Below are 16,197 nucleotides of genomic sequence, written 5' to 3'. Positions count from 1 at the left end.
CAATACGAAAAGGCCAAGGAAAAAGCGCCGTTGCCCTCTCAGGCAACGGCGCTTTGTTTCACTTCCCCTGCGGCAGGAACGCCTCAGGACTTGGCGTAACGCCCTTCCAGATCGGCCTGGGCCCGCAGCCGTTCATATTCGTTGAGCGGCATGGGCTGGGCATCGGGCTCGCCCAGTTTTTCCAGCGGGGTGCGATAGGTTTCGCGGGCCGACAGCGCCGCCAGGGCCGACACCACGGTGATGCCGAAGGCAATGCTGCCCACGGTGAGCCAGATGTTGTGCGAGCCGGGGGGCGCCACGGCGGTAAAGAGCGCCGGCAGCATGGCGGTGATGGCGGTCCCGACGTTCTGCGCAATGGCCATGGCCGAGACCCGCGAACGGGCCGGGAACAGTTCCGGATAGAAACTCGGGAAGACCGCGTTGTAACCCTGATAGACCACGCCCCACATCAGAATCGACATCACGAAGGCCAGCTCGACATTGCGGATGCTGATCGCATACAGGTAGGCGAAGGCGAACAGCCCGGCCAGCAGCGAGCCGATGATGATGGGTGGACGACGGCCGATGCGGTCCGACAGCTTGCCCACGTAGGGAATGACCAGCACGGCGACGATATTGCCCACCACCGGAATCCACAGGTAGACATCCTTGGCGAAGCCGATGCCATAGGCCGGCTGCACCGCATAGGCGGCACCGAAAATGGTGGCCACCACCGGGATCACGTTCATGAGCGCCATGCAGACCACGCGCAGCATGTCGGGCGAACTGTCGCGGAAGGCTTCCACCACCGGCGAGCGACGCTGCAGTTCCTTCTTGTCAGCGGCCTTGAAGAGCGGGGTTTCCTCGACCGTGCGGCGGATGATCCAGCCGGCGATGATGACCAGGAAACTCAGCAGGAAGGGAATGCGCCAGCCCCACACGTTGAACTGTTCAGCTGGCATGTAATGCGCCAGCGGCAGGAAGACGGCGGCAGCCAGGATCTGTCCGGCCTGCACCCCTTGCAGGGTGAAGCTGGAAAAATAGCCGCGCCGTCCGAAGGGCGAGTGCTCCAGGATCATGGAACTGGCGCCGGAGATTTCACCGGCCACCGCGAAGCCTTGCGCCAGGCGCATGATGACCAGCAATGCAGGTGCCCACAGGCCGACCTGGTCATAGGTCGGCAACAGCCCCACCCCGATGGTGGAAAAACCCATCAGAAACATGCACCACAGCAACACCTTCTTGCGGCCATGAGTGTCGCCCAGGTGGCCCAGCACGAAAGCGCCGATGGGACGCGCCACATAGCCCACGCCATAGGTGGCCAGGGAGGCGATGATGGCCGTAGTCGGATCGCCCTTGGGGAAGAACAGCTGCGGGAAAATCAGTGAAGCGGCGGTGGCATAGATGAAGAAGTCATAGTATTCGAGCGCCGAGCCGATCCAGCCGCTGGCGGCGGCCTTCTTGCTCTGCTGCGACTGATCGCGGGAATGAGAGGATTGCATGGTGTCTCCGTGATGATGCTGGGCAAGCCGTCCGTTTTGTCGGGAAGATGCGGACCGGCTTGCCGGTATAAGGAAATGGCGTCGTTCAGAAGCGATGCAGGATGCCCATCTGCAAGCCGATCAGGCTCTTGCCATTGATGTCGGCCCCGGCCAGGTTGCTGCCCGGTCCGGCCGAGCCGCTGAAGCGCCAGCCGGCGTTAGCCTGGTTCTTCATGTAGTTGGCGAATCCATAGAGCGTGGTCCGCTTGGAGAGGTCATAGTAGGCGCCCACGTTGCCGCCCTGTGCACCACCGTCCTTGTGAGAGGTGTCGACCATCACGCCATACAGCGCGCCGATGCGCAGCTGCGGGGTCAGGCGATAGTCCGCCGAGACCTGATAGACGTTGTAGAAGCGCTGGATATTCGGATCGTTACCGGCAAAGAAGTTGTTGGGATTGCTGACATTGTTGAGGATGGTCGCGGCATTGTTGCCGTTGGCGTTGGCGGTGGTGTTATTGCTCCGTACGTAGGCCAGGTAGATCTTGCCCGGGCCGTAGTCGTAGTCGGCATACACGTTATGGTATTGCACCGTATTGCTGTAGAGGCCGCCGGCATTGGGCTTGGTCACCACACCGGCATAACCGGCGCGATACGGGCCGTTAGTGTAATCCAGACCGAACTGGTAGACACCTCGGCGGCCCGGTCCCTCGCCGGCCGTCTCCGGCATGGCGTAGTGGATGTCGAACTGGAAGCCGGCCCAGCGCGGCGACTTCCACGACAAGTCATTGTCGAAACGCGAGGGCACGCCGAAGGTATTGATGATGGAACCGTAGGTGGTGCGCTCGGTATAGTCGATGGCGCCACCGATGAAGAAGGGCACGCTGTTCTGGCGGCCGATGCGGAACTCGCCTGCGGCGGGCGTCCTGATGCCGACCCAGGACTGGCGGTCGAACAGGCGCGTGCTGTCGGCCAGGCCACCGGTGTCACCGGCAAAACCGTTTTCCAGCGTGAAGGTGGCCGCATAGCCGCCACCCAGGTCTTCCACGCCTTTGACGCCGATACGGCTGCGCAGGATGGCGCCATCGTTGAGCGCCCACAGGCTCTTGCCGCTGCTGCTGTGCATGTAGCCCAGGTACTGATCGACGGTGCCGTACAAGGTGACGTTGCTGCTGCTCTGGGCCAGTGCCGCAGTGGATGCGGCCAGCAGCAGGCCCATGGCGACGGGGGTCCGCAAGTTGCGCGATGCGCATTCGGATCGTGGTTTCATGTCTCTGATCTCTGTTGTTTGTGGTTGTTGTGGTTGTTGTGGTGGTTGTGGTGGTAGAGCGGGCCGCACTCCCGGCGCACGCAACAGGTCCCCTGCCGACGCACAGCGCGGCATGTCCGGTTCGGGAGAATGGGCAGGGGCCCGCGCACTCCCTGGCGTGTTCAGGGAGAGGGCCGGTGGTTCAGGATGAAGGACGGTGCGATGTCATGAGGTCTCCTCTGTTGTGGTGATGCGCACCGGCCCCAGGGGAGACGGTGCCGCATCGTCAAACCCGCTCGCTATGGTCTTGTTGTGGCGAGCCGGCGGTAATGCCGATGACTGATTGTTGACTGCAGGTTAAAGATCACGCAGTGCGTTCACGCCGCCACCGGCTCACGTGCCCGCAAGCCGCGCCGCAAGACCTGATCGGTCACCCACTTGGCGGACCGGCGCGCACGCTCGGCCACCACGGCCGGCGACATCTGCAGGTAATCGTCATTGAACACTTCAAAGCTGTAGTCGCCGCGATAGCCGCCGCGATGCAGGCGTCGCACCATGTCCGACAGTTCCGGCGAATGCTCGCCCTCACCGGGGAAGACGCGCAGATGGCGCGCCGTCTCCAGCCGTTCTTCGGGCGTGCGGATCTCGCGCCACATGAAATCCGACAACTGGACCATCACGATGCGGCGACCGGGAATGGCCTCCAGGTCTTCCAGCGCGCCGCCATTGGCGAGGATGTGGAAGGAATCGATCACCACACCCAGGTTGGCGTGATCGGCCATCTCCACCACTTCCCAGGCCTGCATGTATTGATTGATGTGACGCCCCCAGGACAAGGCTTCGAAGCCCACGCGAATGCCCAGCGGCACCGCCAGGTTGGCCAGCTTGGCGAGGTCGCGCGCGATATGGCGCGTATCGCCGCTGGCATGCTGCGAGGTCGAGGAGCACACCATCAGCAGCGGCGCGCCGACCGCCTTGCAGATCTGCAGCAGGTTGCGCGCCACGTCCACCTTGTAGTCGTGCAGGCTGCCCTGCAGACCTTCGTAATCGCGCATGACCTGGATGCCGGTGACGCGCACGCCGCTCTCGCGCACCAGCCTCACCGCCGCTTCCAGCCCGCCGGGATACGCGACCAGATCCTTGGACCACAGCATGAGCTGCGAGAAACCGGCTGCCTTCGAAGCCGCCAGCTTGGATTCCAGTCCACCCGGCAGGGTGATGGTGTCCATACCGAAATTGTCGAGGTTCACAATGCCTCCAGATGACGGAAATCGTCGGCAGCCACGCCCGGCCAGCCGAACAGTTCGAGGTACAACGGCGCCTGCTCGATGAGCATTTCCTTGCCCTTCTGGATGCGGCAGCCCTTGGCCCGGGCCTGCACCAGCAACTGGCTCATCTCGATCTTCATGCCGCAGTCGGCCACGATGGCCCCGGCACTCACGCCTTCCAGCGCAAAGGGCATCGGGTCGCCCGCGTGCATGCCCAGCGGCGTACAGTTCACCAGCAGGTCAACACCGCTGGCGTCCGGTGGCGCAAAGCGCACGCGGGTCGCCGGATAGGCCGCTTCCACACGCGCCAGCAGGGCTTCGGCCCCGGCCCGATGGGTGTCGAAGACGCTGATCTCGGCGATGCCCTGCGCGGCCAGCGAGGCGACGATGGCACAACCGACACCACCAGTGCCCACCACCAGGGCGCGCGTCTTGTTCCATACCAGCGGACGGTCCGCGGCCGTGCGCGCCAGTGCGCGGATGAAACCTTCGCCGTCGATCAGGTCGCCCCAGATCACGCCATCGGCATCGCGGTAGACCGCATTGCAGGCGCCGGCCACACGGGCGCGCAGGGTGGCCTGCTGGACGGCATCGAGCGTCATGGGCTTGTGCGGAATGGAGACGAAGATGCCGCCGACGTTTTCCGTCTTCATGAACATGCGCACGGCTTCGCAATAGCGCTCGGGTTCGATCTTGAACGGGATCACGCGCGCATCCAGATCGTGATGCCTGAAGTAAGCGTTGAACAAGGTCGGTGCCTTCACCTGTTCCACCGGCCAGCCGATGACAGGGAAGATGCGGGTGGTGCCTGTGATTTCCTTCATGGTCTCAGTTCTTGTCTTTCTGGCTGCGGACCAGTTCGAAACTGATGCCGCCCTTGTAAAGCTGGGTGAGCGCGCCACGCTCGCTGATCTGGGTGGGTGCGCGGTCGACGAAGATCACGCCGCGCTCCTGCAATTGCCGCACGGCTTGCAGCACGTCGGACGTGCCCAGGCCCAGGCGCAGCCACTCTTCTTCCCAGTGGATGTCTTCAGTGCCCGCGGGCGGTTCCACCAGCTGGATGTAGAACTGGCGGCACGGACTGGCCAGCAGCATGCCCTTGGGCAGGATGCCGAAGAATTGCCCTTCCGGCAGCACCGAAAATCCCATCAAGGAGGAATAGAAGTCGATCCATTCGCGCGTGCGCTCCGGCCCCACCGCCTGCACCAGCCCGAAGAAGTGCATGCCCGAGAGCGCCGTGGTCTTGCGCCGCTCCTGGCTGGAAGGCTTGAAGTCAACGTCGTAGATGGAGAAATCGCGATAGCGGTCGACGAAGTAGATGATGGAATCGCCACAGCCATGAACACCCGGGATGTTCAGTTCCATCGCCCCGGCGCGCGTGGGAATCGGCCAGGCACCCAGTTCGGTGACGCGGCGATAGGCCTCGTTGGCATCGCGCACGCGCAGCGCGATGGCGCTCAGGTTGGTGGCCTGCACCTCGTGATCGAAACCGGACCAGGCCGACACATCGGCGTTGACGATCACGTTCATCCCGCCCTGGGTGTAGAGCACCACCTCACGCGAGCGATGGCGACCAACCTGCTCGAAACCCATGCGCTCAAGCACCGCGCCCAGCGCCAGCGGCTCGCTGGTGGCGTATTCGATGAACTCGATGCCATCGATGCCCAGCGGATTGGTGGGGACAGGATTGTTTTCTATGGTGTTCATCATGATCCCGATGATTTGTCTCGGAGCCGAGTATAGCCAAGCCCCACCCCCGCAAAAAGGCCGACATACGCCCAAACGTGCGATAATCGCGCAACTTGTTCGCCAATCACTCATTTCTGGACTTTTTTTACGATGATCGACCAAACCTCCGTGGAACTGGACATCCAGAAACGTGACCTGATCGAAGGATTGATGAAGGGATTTGATGTCATCACCGCCTTCAACAGCGATTCACCACAGCTGACGGCCAGCGAGGTGGCCGAGCGCGTGGGCCTGACCCGCAGCGCCGCGCGCCGTTATCTGCTCACGCTGGTGCACACCGGCATGGCGGCCTCGGACGGCAAGAAGTTCTGGCTCATGCCGCGTCTGTTGAACCTGGGCCAGTCCTATCTGGAATCGGCCCGCGTGCCGCGCGCGGTGGTGCCCTTCCTGCAACGGCTGACCCAGCAGTTGCAGGAGTCCACCAATTTCTCCCTGCTCGATGGCGACGAGATCGTCTACGTCACCCGCGTGACGGCTGCGCAGCTGGTCAATGCCGGTTTCGAGCCGGGCACGCGCCTGCCGGCCTACACCACCACGGCCGGGCGCGTGCTGCTGGGCATGCGCGAGGATGCCGAGATCGCCGCCTATCTGGACCGCGTGACCCTGATCCCGCACACCCACATGGCCATGACCGACAAGGCCGCCCTGTTCACCGAGATCGTCACCATGCGCAAGCAGGGCTATGGCATTACCGAGAACCAGTTCGAGATGGGCATGCGCGGCATCGCCATTGCGGTCAAGAACCGCAATGGCCGCGTCATCGGCGCCTTGAGCGTGACCTCCAACATCGCCGCCTGCTCGCGCGAGGAAGCCATCGCACGCGGCGTACCGGCGCTGCAGACCACGGCCAATACGCTGATGATGTGGGTATGAGGACGAGGGGTCAGCGATGAGCGAACGGGAGAAGATCGACTTGCCGGAAGACAGCAGCGAGGCTGGCGAGGGCGGCCTGGCCCGGCGCGACTGGATTGCCGGACTGGAGAAGGGATTGCTGATCCTGGAAGCCTTCGACTACGACAACCAGCGCATGACCTCGGCGCAGGTGGCAGCACGCACGGGCCTCTCACGCACCGCCGCACGACGTTATCTGCTCACGCTGGAACACCTGGGCTACCTGCACAGCGAAGGCAAGACCTTCGCACTCACGCCCCGGGTGCTGAAAGTGGGCTGGTCGTATTTCGATTCGGCGCCGCTGCCGCGCATCCTGCAACCGCATCTCCAGCAGATCACCGGGCAGACCGGCGAAGCCGTCTATGCCAGCGTGCTCGATGGCTGGGACCTGGTCTTCATCGCCCGCAACGGCACCACGCGGGTGATGACCACCGGCTTCGTGCTGGGCGCACGGGTACCGGCGCAACTGGCCTCACCGGGCATCGTGATGCTCGGTGCCCTGCCCGAACAGCAGGTGCGCGACTGGCTGGCCACCTGTGCCATGACGCCCTTCACGCCCCACACCATCACCGATCCGGATCGCCTCTACGAGCTGATCGCGCAGGCACGCCAGCAGGGTTATGCCCTGGTGGAGCAGCAATTGCAGACGGGAGTACGCGGCATTGCGGTGCCGCTCAAGAATCGCCATGCCAAGGTGGTGGGTGCGCTCAGCCTGAGCTTCCCGCTGGCGGTGGAATCGCAGGAACAGACGCTGGCGCGCGTGCTGCCCGCCTTGCAGCAGGCAGCCAATGCGCTGATCCATCAGGTGTGAGGGACCAGCGCGTGATGCCGGTTACAGATCAGTGAAGACGGTCTCCGCAGCCAGGCGCGACTTCGGCAGTTTGGCATTGAAGTCATCGGCACCGCTGTAGCCCAGGCCGACCAGCACGACGCTGGTGAAACCCTTCTCGCGCAGGCCCAGTTCCTCATCCAGCACCTTGGCATTGAAACCTTCCATCGGCACGGCATCCACTTCCAGTTCGGCCGCGCCCAAGAGCAGCGTGCCCAGCGCCAGGTAGACCTGCTTTTCCATCCAGTGCTGGGCATCCTTCAATTCATAGCGATGCAGGTTGCTGTAGAGCAGGCGCGAGCCGTGCTGGCCGGCCTTGGCCTCGGCATTGGCGAAGCGGCCATCGGCGTCTTCTTTCTCCAGCACGGCGTCGAGGTGCGGCTCGCTGATGGCGGTGCGGGCGCACAGCACCAGCACGTGCGAGGCGTTTAGGATCTTGGGCAGGTTGTAGGGATGACCGGCTTCGGCGGCCTTGCCGATGCGGGCCTTGGCGGCATCAGTGCAAGCCACCACGAAATGCCAGGGCTGCGAATTTACCGACGATGGTGCCAGGCGCAGCAGCTCGCGCAGTTCGGCGATGATGTTCTCGGGGACCTTGCGGCTGGGATCGAAGGCTTTGGTGGAGTGACGTTTGCGGGCGGCTTGGAGCAGGCTCATGGGGTTTCCTTGCGTTTAATGGTGGTGGCGTTGAGCATTAAAGCGCGCTTAATGCTCATGAATTGGCGAGTGCGGCTTGCGTGACATCATCGGGCAGGATGCGGTTTCAACAAAGCCGAGCGGGACAGAAACATTTTCAAAAAATAATTGAAAGTAGAATGAGGACTTCGATCCTCCTTGTTCAACATTGCCGCTCATGATTCGTCTGGAAGACCTCGCCATCTTCGTCTGTGCCGCCGACAACGGCAGCCTCTCCGCCGCCGCCCGCCAGCACGATGTCACCCCTGCGGTGGCCAGTGCCGCCATGAAGCGCCTCGAAGGCGAACTCGGCGCACGCCTGCTGGCGCGCTCCACGCGCAGTCTGCGTCTGACGCCCGATGGCGAACGCTACCTGCAATACGCCCGCAACGTGCTGGCCGAAATCAATGCCGGACGCGACGCCGTGGCCCACGGCAGGCGCGTGGTCGGCGGCAACCTGTCGCTGTCGGTGCCCTCGGATTTCGGGCGCAACCTGATGTGCCAGTGGCTCGATGAATTCCAGGCCCAGCATCCGGCGGTGAGCCTGCAGGTGCGCATCAGCGATCGCGTGGCCGACATGTTCCGCCAGCCGGTGGAGGTGGCCATCCGCTACAGCCCGCCGGAAGATTCCAGCCTGGTCGCCCTGCCCCTGGCCCCCGACAACCGCCGCGTGCTGTGCGCCTCACCCGACTATCTGGCGCGCCATGGTCGTCCGCGTACCCCGGCCGACCTGCGCCAGCACAACTGCCTGCGCTATCTGCTGTCGGACATGCTGCATTCGCAGTGGACTTTTTTCCAGGACGGCACCCCGGTACAGGTGCAGGTCAACGGCGACCGCGTCTGCGACGATGGCGAACTGGTGCACCGCTGGGCCGTGGAGGGCCGGGGCATTGCCTACAAGTCGCGGCTGGACGTGCTGGCCGACCTGCGCAACGGCAGGCTGGAAGCCCTGATGGAAGATTACGCCGGCGAGGCTTCTCCGCTGAACCTGGTCTGCACGCATCGCATGAGCCTCTCGCCCACGGTGCGCGCATTGCGTGAACTGCTCGGCGAGCGCATTGCGCGTTACCTCACCGATCGCTGAAGAGCACCTGCATCACGCCTTGCTCAGGGTACGACGCCAGCCCGGCGCGGGCAGCGCCGGCAAGAGCAGCCCCAGGCACAGCAGCCCCATGCCCAGCAGCAGATCGGCCGAGAGCTTCTCGCCGAAGACCAGCGAGGACAAGGTCAGGCCCACCACCGGCACACCCAGCATGCAGACCGAGACCGTCACCGGCGAGAGCCGCTGGGTCATCTGCAACACGATCAGGAAAGTCAGCGCAGTGGCCAGCGGACCGGTATAGGCAATCACGCCCCAGGAGTGCGGATCGGCCAGGAAGGTCGGTGCGCCATCCACCAGCAAGGCCAGCCCGCACAGCGGCACGGCGGCCACCAGTGTCTGCCAGGGCAGGAGGTCGAAGTCCAGCTTCACGCCGGGGGTCAGCTTGATCTGCAGAATGTTCATGGCCCAGGACAGCGAGGCCGCACCCAGCATCAGGTAGCCGATCATGCTGTGCAGGTCCGCATGCAGCAGCGCCGGCAGCACGATCACCGCCATGCCTGCATAGCTGCAGACGGTGGCCAGCGATTGCCGGGTGCTCAGTTTGTGCTTCAACACCAGCGCTGCGCCGGGCACCACCCAGATCGAGGTGGCGTAGGCAATCAGCGAGGCTCGGCCCGGCATGACGAAGTGCAAGGCGCCCGTCACCAGCGCCGTGAAGAGACCCATCTGCAACACGCCCACACCAGCCACCACCGGCCACTCCTGGCGGGTCGGCAGGCGCAGCTTGCCCAGCGCGACAGCGATGGCGAAGCTGAGAATGGCAGCCGACAGGAAACGACTGGCTGCGAACCACAGCGGCGGGATGAACTGGCTGCCGAATTTCATCACCGGCCAGTTGCCGCCCCAGATGCAGATCGCCACGACCACGCAGACCAGGAAAAGCCGGCTCATCGGCTGCGGCCGGGAGGAGACAGGGCGGGCGGTGGCGGGTGCGGCAATGGCGGTGGACATCTGGGCTCCAGGAGGAAAAGGCGGAGCGCCGCAGGCCGGTAAACCGAGCCGTCCGGGGCATGCTGCAGCGCATCCAAACGGCTCTCATGGTAGAGAAGAGGCGGCAAATAGTGCTGCCGTATTTGAGGGGAGACAAGGATCTTGACAGCACTTGCTGCTGCCAAAGCACTGATCTGCAGATTATTTGTCTGCAAAGACCCATTTGGTGCAGCATGCACCACTCCGGAGCCACTGCAAGCCCATGGAAAAAGGGCGGCCTGCCGTTCCGCAGCAACCGCCCCCTTTCCGGCCGATATGAAGGTTAATGCGGGCAGGCGCCCGCCAACCCCTAGCGCACGGCCAAGCCCCCCTGCCCCTGTCGATCCAGGGTGAAGACTCCGACCAGATTGACCAGCTTTTCCGCCTGCTCCTGGAGCGACTGTGCGGCAGCGGCGGCCTGTTCCACCAGGGCGGCGTTCTGCTGGGTGGTTTCGTCCATCTGGGTGATGGCTTCTCCGACCTGTTCGATGCCGGCGCTCTGTTCGTGGCTGGCGGTGGCGATCTCGCTGACCACGGTGGAGACACCCTGGATGCTGGCCACCACTTCCTGCATGGTCTGCCCGGCCTGCTGGACCAGGTGGGTCCCGGTATCGACCTTGCCTACCGAATCGTCGATCAACTGCTTGATCTCCTTGGCGGCGGCGGCCGAGCGCTGGGCCAGCGAGCGCACTTCCGAAGCCACCACGGCAAAGCCGCGCCCCTGCTCACCGGCGCGGGCCGCTTCCACCGCAGCGTTCAGCGCCAGGATATTGGTCTGGAAGGCGATACCGTCGATGACGCTGATGATGTCCACGATCTTGCGCGAGGAGGCATTGATGGAGGCCATGGTCTGCACCACCTGCCCCACCACTTCACCGCCCTGGATCGCCACCTTGGCCGCACCCGAAGCCAGTTGGTTGGCGTGCTGGGCGTTGGCGGCGTTCTGCCTGACGGTGGAGGTCAGTTCTTCCATGGCCGAGGCGGTCTCTTCGAGCGAACCGGCCTGTTGCTCGGTACGGTTGGAGAGGTCCATGTTGCCGTTGGCGATTTCATCGACCGAGGTCTTGATGGACACGGTCGCCCCCTTGATGCCTTGCACGGTCTGGACCAGGCGATCGCGCGTATAGGCCACGGCCGCCACCAGGCTGTGCTGGTCGCCGCTGCTGGTGCGGATGCTGCCGGTGAGGTCACCGGCGGCGATCTTGCGCGCCATCGCGGCGGCTTCGGAGGGCTCGCCGCCGATGGAGCGGAAGATATTGCGCGAGACCAGGCCGGCGATAATGGACAGCAGCACGCCCAGCGCGATGAGCACCACCACGGCCTGCACCAGAGCGCGACGGAAGTCGGCCTCGATGTCATCGGAATAGACGCTGCAGATCAGGTCCCAATTCCAGGGCTTGAAACGCTTGACGAAGCCCATCTTGGGGCTGGGCTTGTCGCTGCCCGGGCGCGGCCACCAGTATTGAAGAAAACCCTTGCCGCTCGGCGAAGCGCCGGCGGCGGCGATCATCTTGTAGAGTTCGTTGCCCTTGGCATCCTTGAAGGAGAGCATGTTGCGGCCATCGAGCTTGGTGTTGATGGGGTGCATGACGATGGTGGAATCGGCCCCCACCAGGGTGACGTAGCCGTCGCCCGTATAGCGCTGGTCGCGGATGCGGGCGATGGCACCCTGTTGCGCCTCGGCGCGGGAGAGCTTGCCGTCGGCCTCCAGTTTGGCGAAGCCGGCCACGGTGGTATAGGCCATTTCGGTCACGTCCTCCAGCCCGCGCTGGCGTTCGGCGATCTGCAGGTCACGGGTCTGGTAGGCATGCCAGATGGAGAGGAACAGCAAGGCCATCCAGGAGAACACCAGGGGTAGCCAGAGTTTTTTCTTCAGCGAGAGTCGATTCATCATGAGCGTGGAGGCGTGGTCGTTATCGGAAAGGGCGAAACAGACGTCATTGGCGGGAATGACACGACCACGCAGCCCCAGCTTGCCGCCAGGCAATCCATGGCGATCCTCCCCCCATGCAGATTACGGCTTGCGACACGCACACTAAAGGCCAAACTGACAATTAATCGATAAATTGTTTATAAATTCTTGCTAGCCAGGAATTTGCACCTTGGGCCGGGCCGGATCCGGCAAGCCGCAGGGCAGGAATTGCCCGCGCCCCGGCGTCCCCAGCACCTTGCCATCACGCCACACAATCTCGCCGCGCGAGATCGTCAGCACCGGCCAGCCGGTCAGCGGCATGCCTTCATAGGGCGTGTAGTCCACATCGTGATGCAGCATGCTGTTGCGCACCGTGACCTGGCGGTGCGGGTCCCAGATGGCGATATCGGCATCGCTGCCGATGGCGATGGTGCCCTTGCGCGGATAGAGGCCATACATCTTGGCCGGGTCGGTGGCGGTCAGCGCCACGAAACGATTGAGATCGATACGGCCCTTGCCCACGCCTTCGGAGAACAGGATGGGCATGCGTGTCTCCAGCCCCGGCGTGCCATTGGGGATGTAGCGGAACGGCACTTCCTGCCCGCCCGGTTTCTTGCCTTGCGCATCCTCGTAGCGGAACGGCGCATGGTCCGAGGAAAACACCGTGAACAAGCCACTGGCCAGGCCATCCCAGACATATTGCTGGTTGGCCTTGTCGCGCGGCGGCGGGCTGCAGACGCACTTGGCACCGTGGTAGCCGTCATCGAGGTGCTCGGCCGTCAGCACCAGGTATTGCGGGCAGGTCTCGGCATGGATGCGCAGGCCGTGACCGTGCGCCCAGCGGATCTGCTCGATGGCTTCGCGGCCGGAGACATGCACGATCAGGATGGGCACGTCCACCAGTTCGGACAGGGCGATGGCGCGATGCGTGGCCTCGCGTTCCACCATCATCGGCCGCGAATGGGCGTGGTATTTGGGCGCGGTCAGCCCGGCTTCTTCCAGCTGCTCGGTGAGCCAGCCGATGCAGTCGGCATTTTCCGCATGCACCATGACCAGCGCCCCTTCCCGGCGCGCCAGCGCCAGCAGGTCGAGGATCTGGCGGTCATTGAGCTTGAGATCGTCATAGGTCATGTAGATCTTGAAGGAGGTGTAGCCCTCGCGCACCAGTTGCGGCAACTCGTTCCTGAGGACCTCTTCGCTGGGGTCGCTGACGATCATGTGGAAGGCATAATCGATCACCGCCTTGCCCTCGGCGCGGCGATGGTAATCCTCCACCGCCGCGCGCAAGGAACCGCCCTTGGCCTGCGCCGCGAACGGGATGACCGTGGTGGTGCCACCGCAGGCAGCGGAAATGGTGCCGCTGCGAAAATCGTCGGCCATGCGCAGCCCCTCTTCCATCGGCTGGTCCAGATGGCAATGCGCATCCACGCCGCCGGGCAGCACCAGCTTGCCGCTGGCATCGATCTCGTCACGGCCGGGCGGCAGTCCGCGTCCCAGCATGGCGACCTTGCCGTCCTTGATGCCGACGTCGCACTGCATGATGTCGGAGGCGGTCGCCACGGTACCGTTGCGGATCACCAGGTCAAAGCTGTCCATCTGTATTCCTTTCCAACAAGCGTGTATCACCCCGCGCCGCCGGCAACAGCCGGTGCGTCAGTCAAGGGAGGTAGAAGAAATTGCCGCAGCGGCGGCCAGCGCTAGCGCACGTCGCGGAACAGGCTGCCCCAGCCGCGAATGCGCGAAGGATCGGCACCGGCCTGTTGCAGTGATTTCCAGACCACGGTGGAGATGGTGTCGTAGATCGGGATGCCGACCTCGCGCTCCAGCTCTTCCACCAACGGAGCACCGCGCAGGTTGGTGCAGAAGATGGTGATGGCCTGCGGCTTGTCCCTGGCGACTTCGCGGACCATGGCACGCAGTTCGTCGGCACTGACTTCGGAGAAAGAGAAATTGTCCTGCTTGCGCAGGTGGCGTTCTGACACGCACTCCAGCCCCGAGGCTGCGTAGTTCTTGATGATGGCGGCCTGCACCTCGTCCAGATAAGGCGTGACCAGACCGAAACGCTTCACGCCGGTGATGTCGAAGATTTCGTTCAAGGCCAGCACCGACGTGCAGGCCGCAATGCCGGTGGCGTCGGTGATGCGACGGCACAGGCGTTCATCGGCATCGAAACCCAGCCAGCCCGAGGAGGTGCCATTCCAGGCGATGCTGCCGACCTTGGCATGCGAGAGCAGTTCGGCGGCGCGCAGGATCTCGCTGTCGTCGAACTGCGCCAGGGCCTGATTGGACAGCGCGATCTCGGTCACCCGAAAACGTCCGAAATGCGCACTGGCCTCGGGGATGTCGGCCAGCATGGCGGTGGTGACCGGCTCCAGCGTGGTATTGGAGGACGGCGTGAGCATGCCGAGCAGAGTACGTGGGATCATGAGATTTCCTTTCAGGCTGCCAGCAGGGCAGCGTCGGCATGGGCCAGCGCCGATTCCTCGCGGATCAGGCTCAGCACGTGGCGCTTGTATTGGTTGAATTCGGGCGTGGTGGTATCACGCGGACGCGGCAGGTCGATGTCGATCAGCTCGCGCATGCGACCGGGCCGGTGCGTCATCACCGCTACCTTGGTGGCCAGGATCAGCGCTTCATCCACGCTGTGGGTAACGAAGACGATGGTGCCCTCGTAGCGCTGCCACAGGGCCACCAGTTCTTCCTGCATTTCCATCTTGGTCTGCGCATCGAGTGCGGCGAAGGGTTCGTCCATCAGGATCACCGAGGGATTTTGCAGCAGTGCGCGGGCAATCCCCACGCGCTGCGCCATGCCTCCCGAGAGTTCGCTCGGATAGTGATTCTCGAAACCCTTGAGCTTGACCGTCTCGATGAAAGGCTGTGCCGCCGCACGTCGTTGGGCGGCACTCTTGCCCTGCAGCTTGAGCGAGAAGGCGACGTTGTCCCAGACCGGCAACCAGGGCATCAGGTTGGCCTGCTGGAACACCATGCCGCGATCCGCGCCGGGACCGGTGATGGGCTTGCCGGCCACGGTCACCACGCCACTGGTGGGAAACTCAAAGCCGGCGATCATGTTCAACAGCGTCGACTTGCCACAGCCGGAGGGGCCGAGCAGGCAGAGGAATTCCTTCTTTTCCAGGCGCAGGCTCACGTGGTCGATGGCCAGCATGTCGGTGCCGCGCTTGCGGTCCTTGAAGACCTTGACGATATCGTTGAGTTCGATGAATGCCATGATGCGATGTCCTTGATCGTTGATGAACAGCCCGAGGCCGTCTTTTCAGCCCTTGCCCTGCACGGTAGCCACGTGCTGCCAGCGCAGCATGGAGTGCATGATCTGCTTGAGGATCCAGTCCGCCAGGAAACCCAGCAGGCCGATGCTGATCATGGCCGCGATCACCAGGTCATAGCGCAGGAAGTAATACGAATCCCACAGCGCATAGCCCAGCCCGCTCTTGACGGCCACCATCTCGGCAGTCACCGTCAACATCCAGGCACTGCCGATGCCGATACGCAGGCCGGCAAAGATGCTGGGCATGGCCGCCGGCAGGATCACGAAGCGCAGCAGCTGGCTCTGTTTTGCGCCGGCCATGGCGGCTGCGCGCAGCAGGTTGCGGTCGGCGGTTTTGACGCCATGGACGGTATTCATCAGGATCGGGAAGAAAGCCCCCAGGAACACCAGGAAGATGGCCGGCTTGTTGGCGATACCGAACCAGATGATGGCCAGCGGAATCCATGACACCGGGGGAATCGGCCGCAGCATCTGCACCGTCGGTTCGATGGTGCGTTCGACCCAGCGCCACCAGCCAATGGCCACACCCAGCGCGATGCCCGAGACCGCCGCGATGAGGTAGCCTGCCGTCACGCGCAGGCAGCTGGCCATGGCGTCGTAGATCCATTTTCCGCTGCTGTCCTGGGCCGCTTCATTGAAGCCGAAAATCCAGTCCATCCAGGTCACGAACACCCGCGAGGGTGCCGGTAACAGCGCGGGCGGAATCACGCCCGAGCGGGAGAAGGCCTCCCAGAACAAGACCAGCAACAGCGGCACCGCAAAGCGCCACTTGGCTTCCGACAGGGATTGCTTCCATCCGCTCATGATGAT

At 63.6% G+C, this 16,197-nt stretch carries 15 protein-coding genes; 3 read left to right on the top strand and 12 right to left on the bottom strand.

Annotated elements, in window-relative coordinates:
- Positions 1-83 precede the first annotated feature (83 nt).
- The 5 genes from ACODSZ_RS12985 to ACODSZ_RS12965 all read right to left on the bottom strand — a co-directional run bounded on the left by ACODSZ_RS12985 (position 84) and on the right by ACODSZ_RS12965 (position 5,684).
- Positions 84-1,481, bottom strand: a complete 1,398-nt coding sequence (locus tag ACODSZ_RS12985; protein WP_488927740.1) for an MFS transporter — start codon at positions 1,479-1,481, stop codon at positions 84-86.
- A gap of 85 nt (positions 1,482-1,566) precedes the next feature.
- Complete coding sequence (locus ACODSZ_RS12980; protein WP_488927739.1) at positions 1,567-2,727, bottom strand: porin; 1,161 nt, start codon at positions 2,725-2,727, stop codon at positions 1,567-1,569.
- 356 nt (positions 2,728-3,083) lie between these two features.
- Positions 3,084-3,956 carry a sugar phosphate isomerase/epimerase family protein gene (locus ACODSZ_RS12975; RefSeq protein WP_241820937.1) on the bottom strand — a complete coding sequence of 291 codons (873 nt, stop codon included), beginning with the start codon at positions 3,954-3,956 and terminating at the stop codon, positions 3,084-3,086.
- A complete protein-coding gene (locus ACODSZ_RS12970) occupies positions 3,953-4,798 on the bottom strand; it encodes a shikimate dehydrogenase family protein (protein WP_488927738.1) in 846 nt (281 codons plus the stop codon). Before ACODSZ_RS12970 ends, ACODSZ_RS12975 begins: the two co-directional genes overlap by 4 nt.
- Before the next feature lie 4 nt (positions 4,799-4,802).
- On the bottom strand, positions 4,803-5,684 hold the full coding sequence (locus tag ACODSZ_RS12965) for a 4-hydroxyphenylpyruvate dioxygenase (protein WP_034350938.1): 882 nt from the start codon (positions 5,682-5,684) through the stop codon (positions 4,803-4,805).
- A gap of 129 nt (positions 5,685-5,813) precedes the next feature.
- On the opposite strand from ACODSZ_RS12965, the gene ACODSZ_RS12960 reads away from it, so the two are divergent.
- Both ACODSZ_RS12960 and ACODSZ_RS12955 read left to right on the top strand, forming a co-directional pair.
- Positions 5,814-6,596 (top strand): IclR family transcriptional regulator domain-containing protein, encoded by a 783-nt coding sequence (locus ACODSZ_RS12960; RefSeq protein ID WP_008331696.1) that lies wholly within the window; start codon positions 5,814-5,816, stop codon positions 6,594-6,596.
- A gap of 16 nt (positions 6,597-6,612) precedes the next feature.
- Positions 6,613-7,425 (top strand): IclR family transcriptional regulator domain-containing protein, encoded by an 813-nt coding sequence (locus ACODSZ_RS12955; protein WP_175344609.1) that lies wholly within the window; start codon positions 6,613-6,615, stop codon positions 7,423-7,425.
- Positions 7,426-7,446: 21 nt separating this feature from the next.
- Here the strand turns inward: ACODSZ_RS12955 and nfsB are convergent, their stop codons facing one another.
- Entirely contained in the window at positions 7,447-8,100 is a 654-nt protein-coding gene (gene nfsB / locus ACODSZ_RS12950; protein ID WP_175344610.1) for an oxygen-insensitive NAD(P)H nitroreductase, read from the bottom strand.
- A gap of 196 nt (positions 8,101-8,296) precedes the next feature.
- On the opposite strand from nfsB, the gene ACODSZ_RS12945 reads away from it, so the two are divergent.
- The gene (locus ACODSZ_RS12945; RefSeq protein WP_175344611.1) at positions 8,297-9,202 is read left to right on the top strand and encodes a LysR family transcriptional regulator; all 906 of its coding nucleotides are present in this window, start codon (positions 8,297-8,299) and stop codon (positions 9,200-9,202) included.
- A gap of 12 nt (positions 9,203-9,214) precedes the next feature.
- On the opposite strand, the gene ACODSZ_RS12940 is transcribed toward ACODSZ_RS12945, so the two are convergent.
- From ACODSZ_RS12940 to ACODSZ_RS12915, 6 genes are all read right to left on the bottom strand, one after another.
- On the bottom strand, positions 9,215-10,171 hold the full coding sequence (locus tag ACODSZ_RS12940) for a DMT family transporter (protein ID WP_175344612.1): 957 nt from the start codon (positions 10,169-10,171) through the stop codon (positions 9,215-9,217).
- A gap of 328 nt (positions 10,172-10,499) precedes the next feature.
- Complete coding sequence (locus ACODSZ_RS12935) at positions 10,500-12,080, bottom strand: methyl-accepting chemotaxis protein (protein WP_175344639.1); 1,581 nt, start codon at positions 12,078-12,080, stop codon at positions 10,500-10,502.
- Between the two features lie 192 nt (positions 12,081-12,272).
- On the bottom strand, positions 12,273-13,697 hold the full coding sequence (hydA, locus tag ACODSZ_RS12930) for a dihydropyrimidinase (protein WP_175344613.1): 1,425 nt from the start codon (positions 13,695-13,697) through the stop codon (positions 12,273-12,275).
- A 101-nt stretch (positions 13,698-13,798) separates the two neighbouring features.
- Entirely contained in the window at positions 13,799-14,527 is a 729-nt protein-coding gene (locus ACODSZ_RS12925; protein WP_008331712.1) for a maleate cis-trans isomerase family protein, read from the bottom strand.
- A gap of 11 nt (positions 14,528-14,538) precedes the next feature.
- Positions 14,539-15,330, bottom strand: coding sequence for an ABC transporter ATP-binding protein (locus tag ACODSZ_RS12920; RefSeq protein ID WP_008331714.1), 792 nt, complete (start codon positions 15,328-15,330; stop codon positions 14,539-14,541).
- A gap of 45 nt (positions 15,331-15,375) precedes the next feature.
- Positions 15,376-16,191, bottom strand: a complete 816-nt coding sequence (locus ACODSZ_RS12915) for an ABC transporter permease (RefSeq protein ID WP_008331731.1) — start codon at positions 16,189-16,191, stop codon at positions 15,376-15,378.
- Between the last annotated feature and the right edge of the window lie 6 nt (positions 16,192-16,197).

The organism is Herbaspirillum sp. FG34, from assembly GCF_057809315.1.
The sequence above is the reverse complement of the archived record's forward strand: the minus strand, read 5'-3'. Positions and strand labels throughout refer to the sequence as shown.

What these genes read in the sequence shown, in the direction of transcription:
- nfsB (WP_175344610.1), bottom strand. Translation starts at nt 8,100, where the DNA reads ATGAGCCTGCTCCAAGCCGCCCGCAAACGTCACTCCACCAAAGCCTTC.
- ACODSZ_RS12915 (WP_008331731.1), bottom strand. Translation starts at nt 16,191, where the DNA reads ATGAGCGGATGGAAGCAATCCCTGTCGGAAGCCAAGTGGCGCTTTGCG.
- ACODSZ_RS12920 (WP_008331714.1), bottom strand. Translation starts at nt 15,330, where the DNA reads ATGGCATTCATCGAACTCAACGATATCGTCAAGGTCTTCAAGGACCGC.
- ACODSZ_RS12955 (WP_175344609.1), top strand. Translation starts at nt 6,613, where the DNA reads ATGAGCGAACGGGAGAAGATCGACTTGCCGGAAGACAGCAGCGAGGCT.
- ACODSZ_RS12960 (WP_008331696.1), top strand. Translation starts at nt 5,814, where the DNA reads ATGATCGACCAAACCTCCGTGGAACTGGACATCCAGAAACGTGACCTG.
- ACODSZ_RS12935 (WP_175344639.1), bottom strand. Translation starts at nt 12,080, where the DNA reads ATGAATCGACTCTCGCTGAAGAAAAAACTCTGGCTACCCCTGGTGTTC.
- ACODSZ_RS12925 (WP_008331712.1), bottom strand. Translation starts at nt 14,527, where the DNA reads ATGATCCCACGTACTCTGCTCGGCATGCTCACGCCGTCCTCCAATACC.
- ACODSZ_RS12970 (WP_488927738.1), bottom strand. Translation starts at nt 4,798, where the DNA reads ATGAAGGAAATCACAGGCACCACCCGCATCTTCCCTGTCATCGGCTGG.
- ACODSZ_RS12980 (WP_488927739.1), bottom strand. Translation starts at nt 2,727, where the DNA reads ATGAAACCACGATCCGAATGCGCATCGCGCAACTTGCGGACCCCCGTC.
- hydA (WP_175344613.1), bottom strand. Translation starts at nt 13,697, where the DNA reads ATGGACAGCTTTGACCTGGTGATCCGCAACGGTACCGTGGCGACCGCC.
- ACODSZ_RS12940 (WP_175344612.1), bottom strand. Translation starts at nt 10,171, where the DNA reads ATGTCCACCGCCATTGCCGCACCCGCCACCGCCCGCCCTGTCTCCTCC.
- ACODSZ_RS12945 (WP_175344611.1), top strand. Translation starts at nt 8,297, where the DNA reads ATGATTCGTCTGGAAGACCTCGCCATCTTCGTCTGTGCCGCCGACAAC.
- ACODSZ_RS12965 (WP_034350938.1), bottom strand. Translation starts at nt 5,684, where the DNA reads ATGATGAACACCATAGAAAACAATCCTGTCCCCACCAATCCGCTGGGC.
- ACODSZ_RS12985 (WP_488927740.1), bottom strand. Translation starts at nt 1,481, where the DNA reads ATGCAATCCTCTCATTCCCGCGATCAGTCGCAGCAGAGCAAGAAGGCC.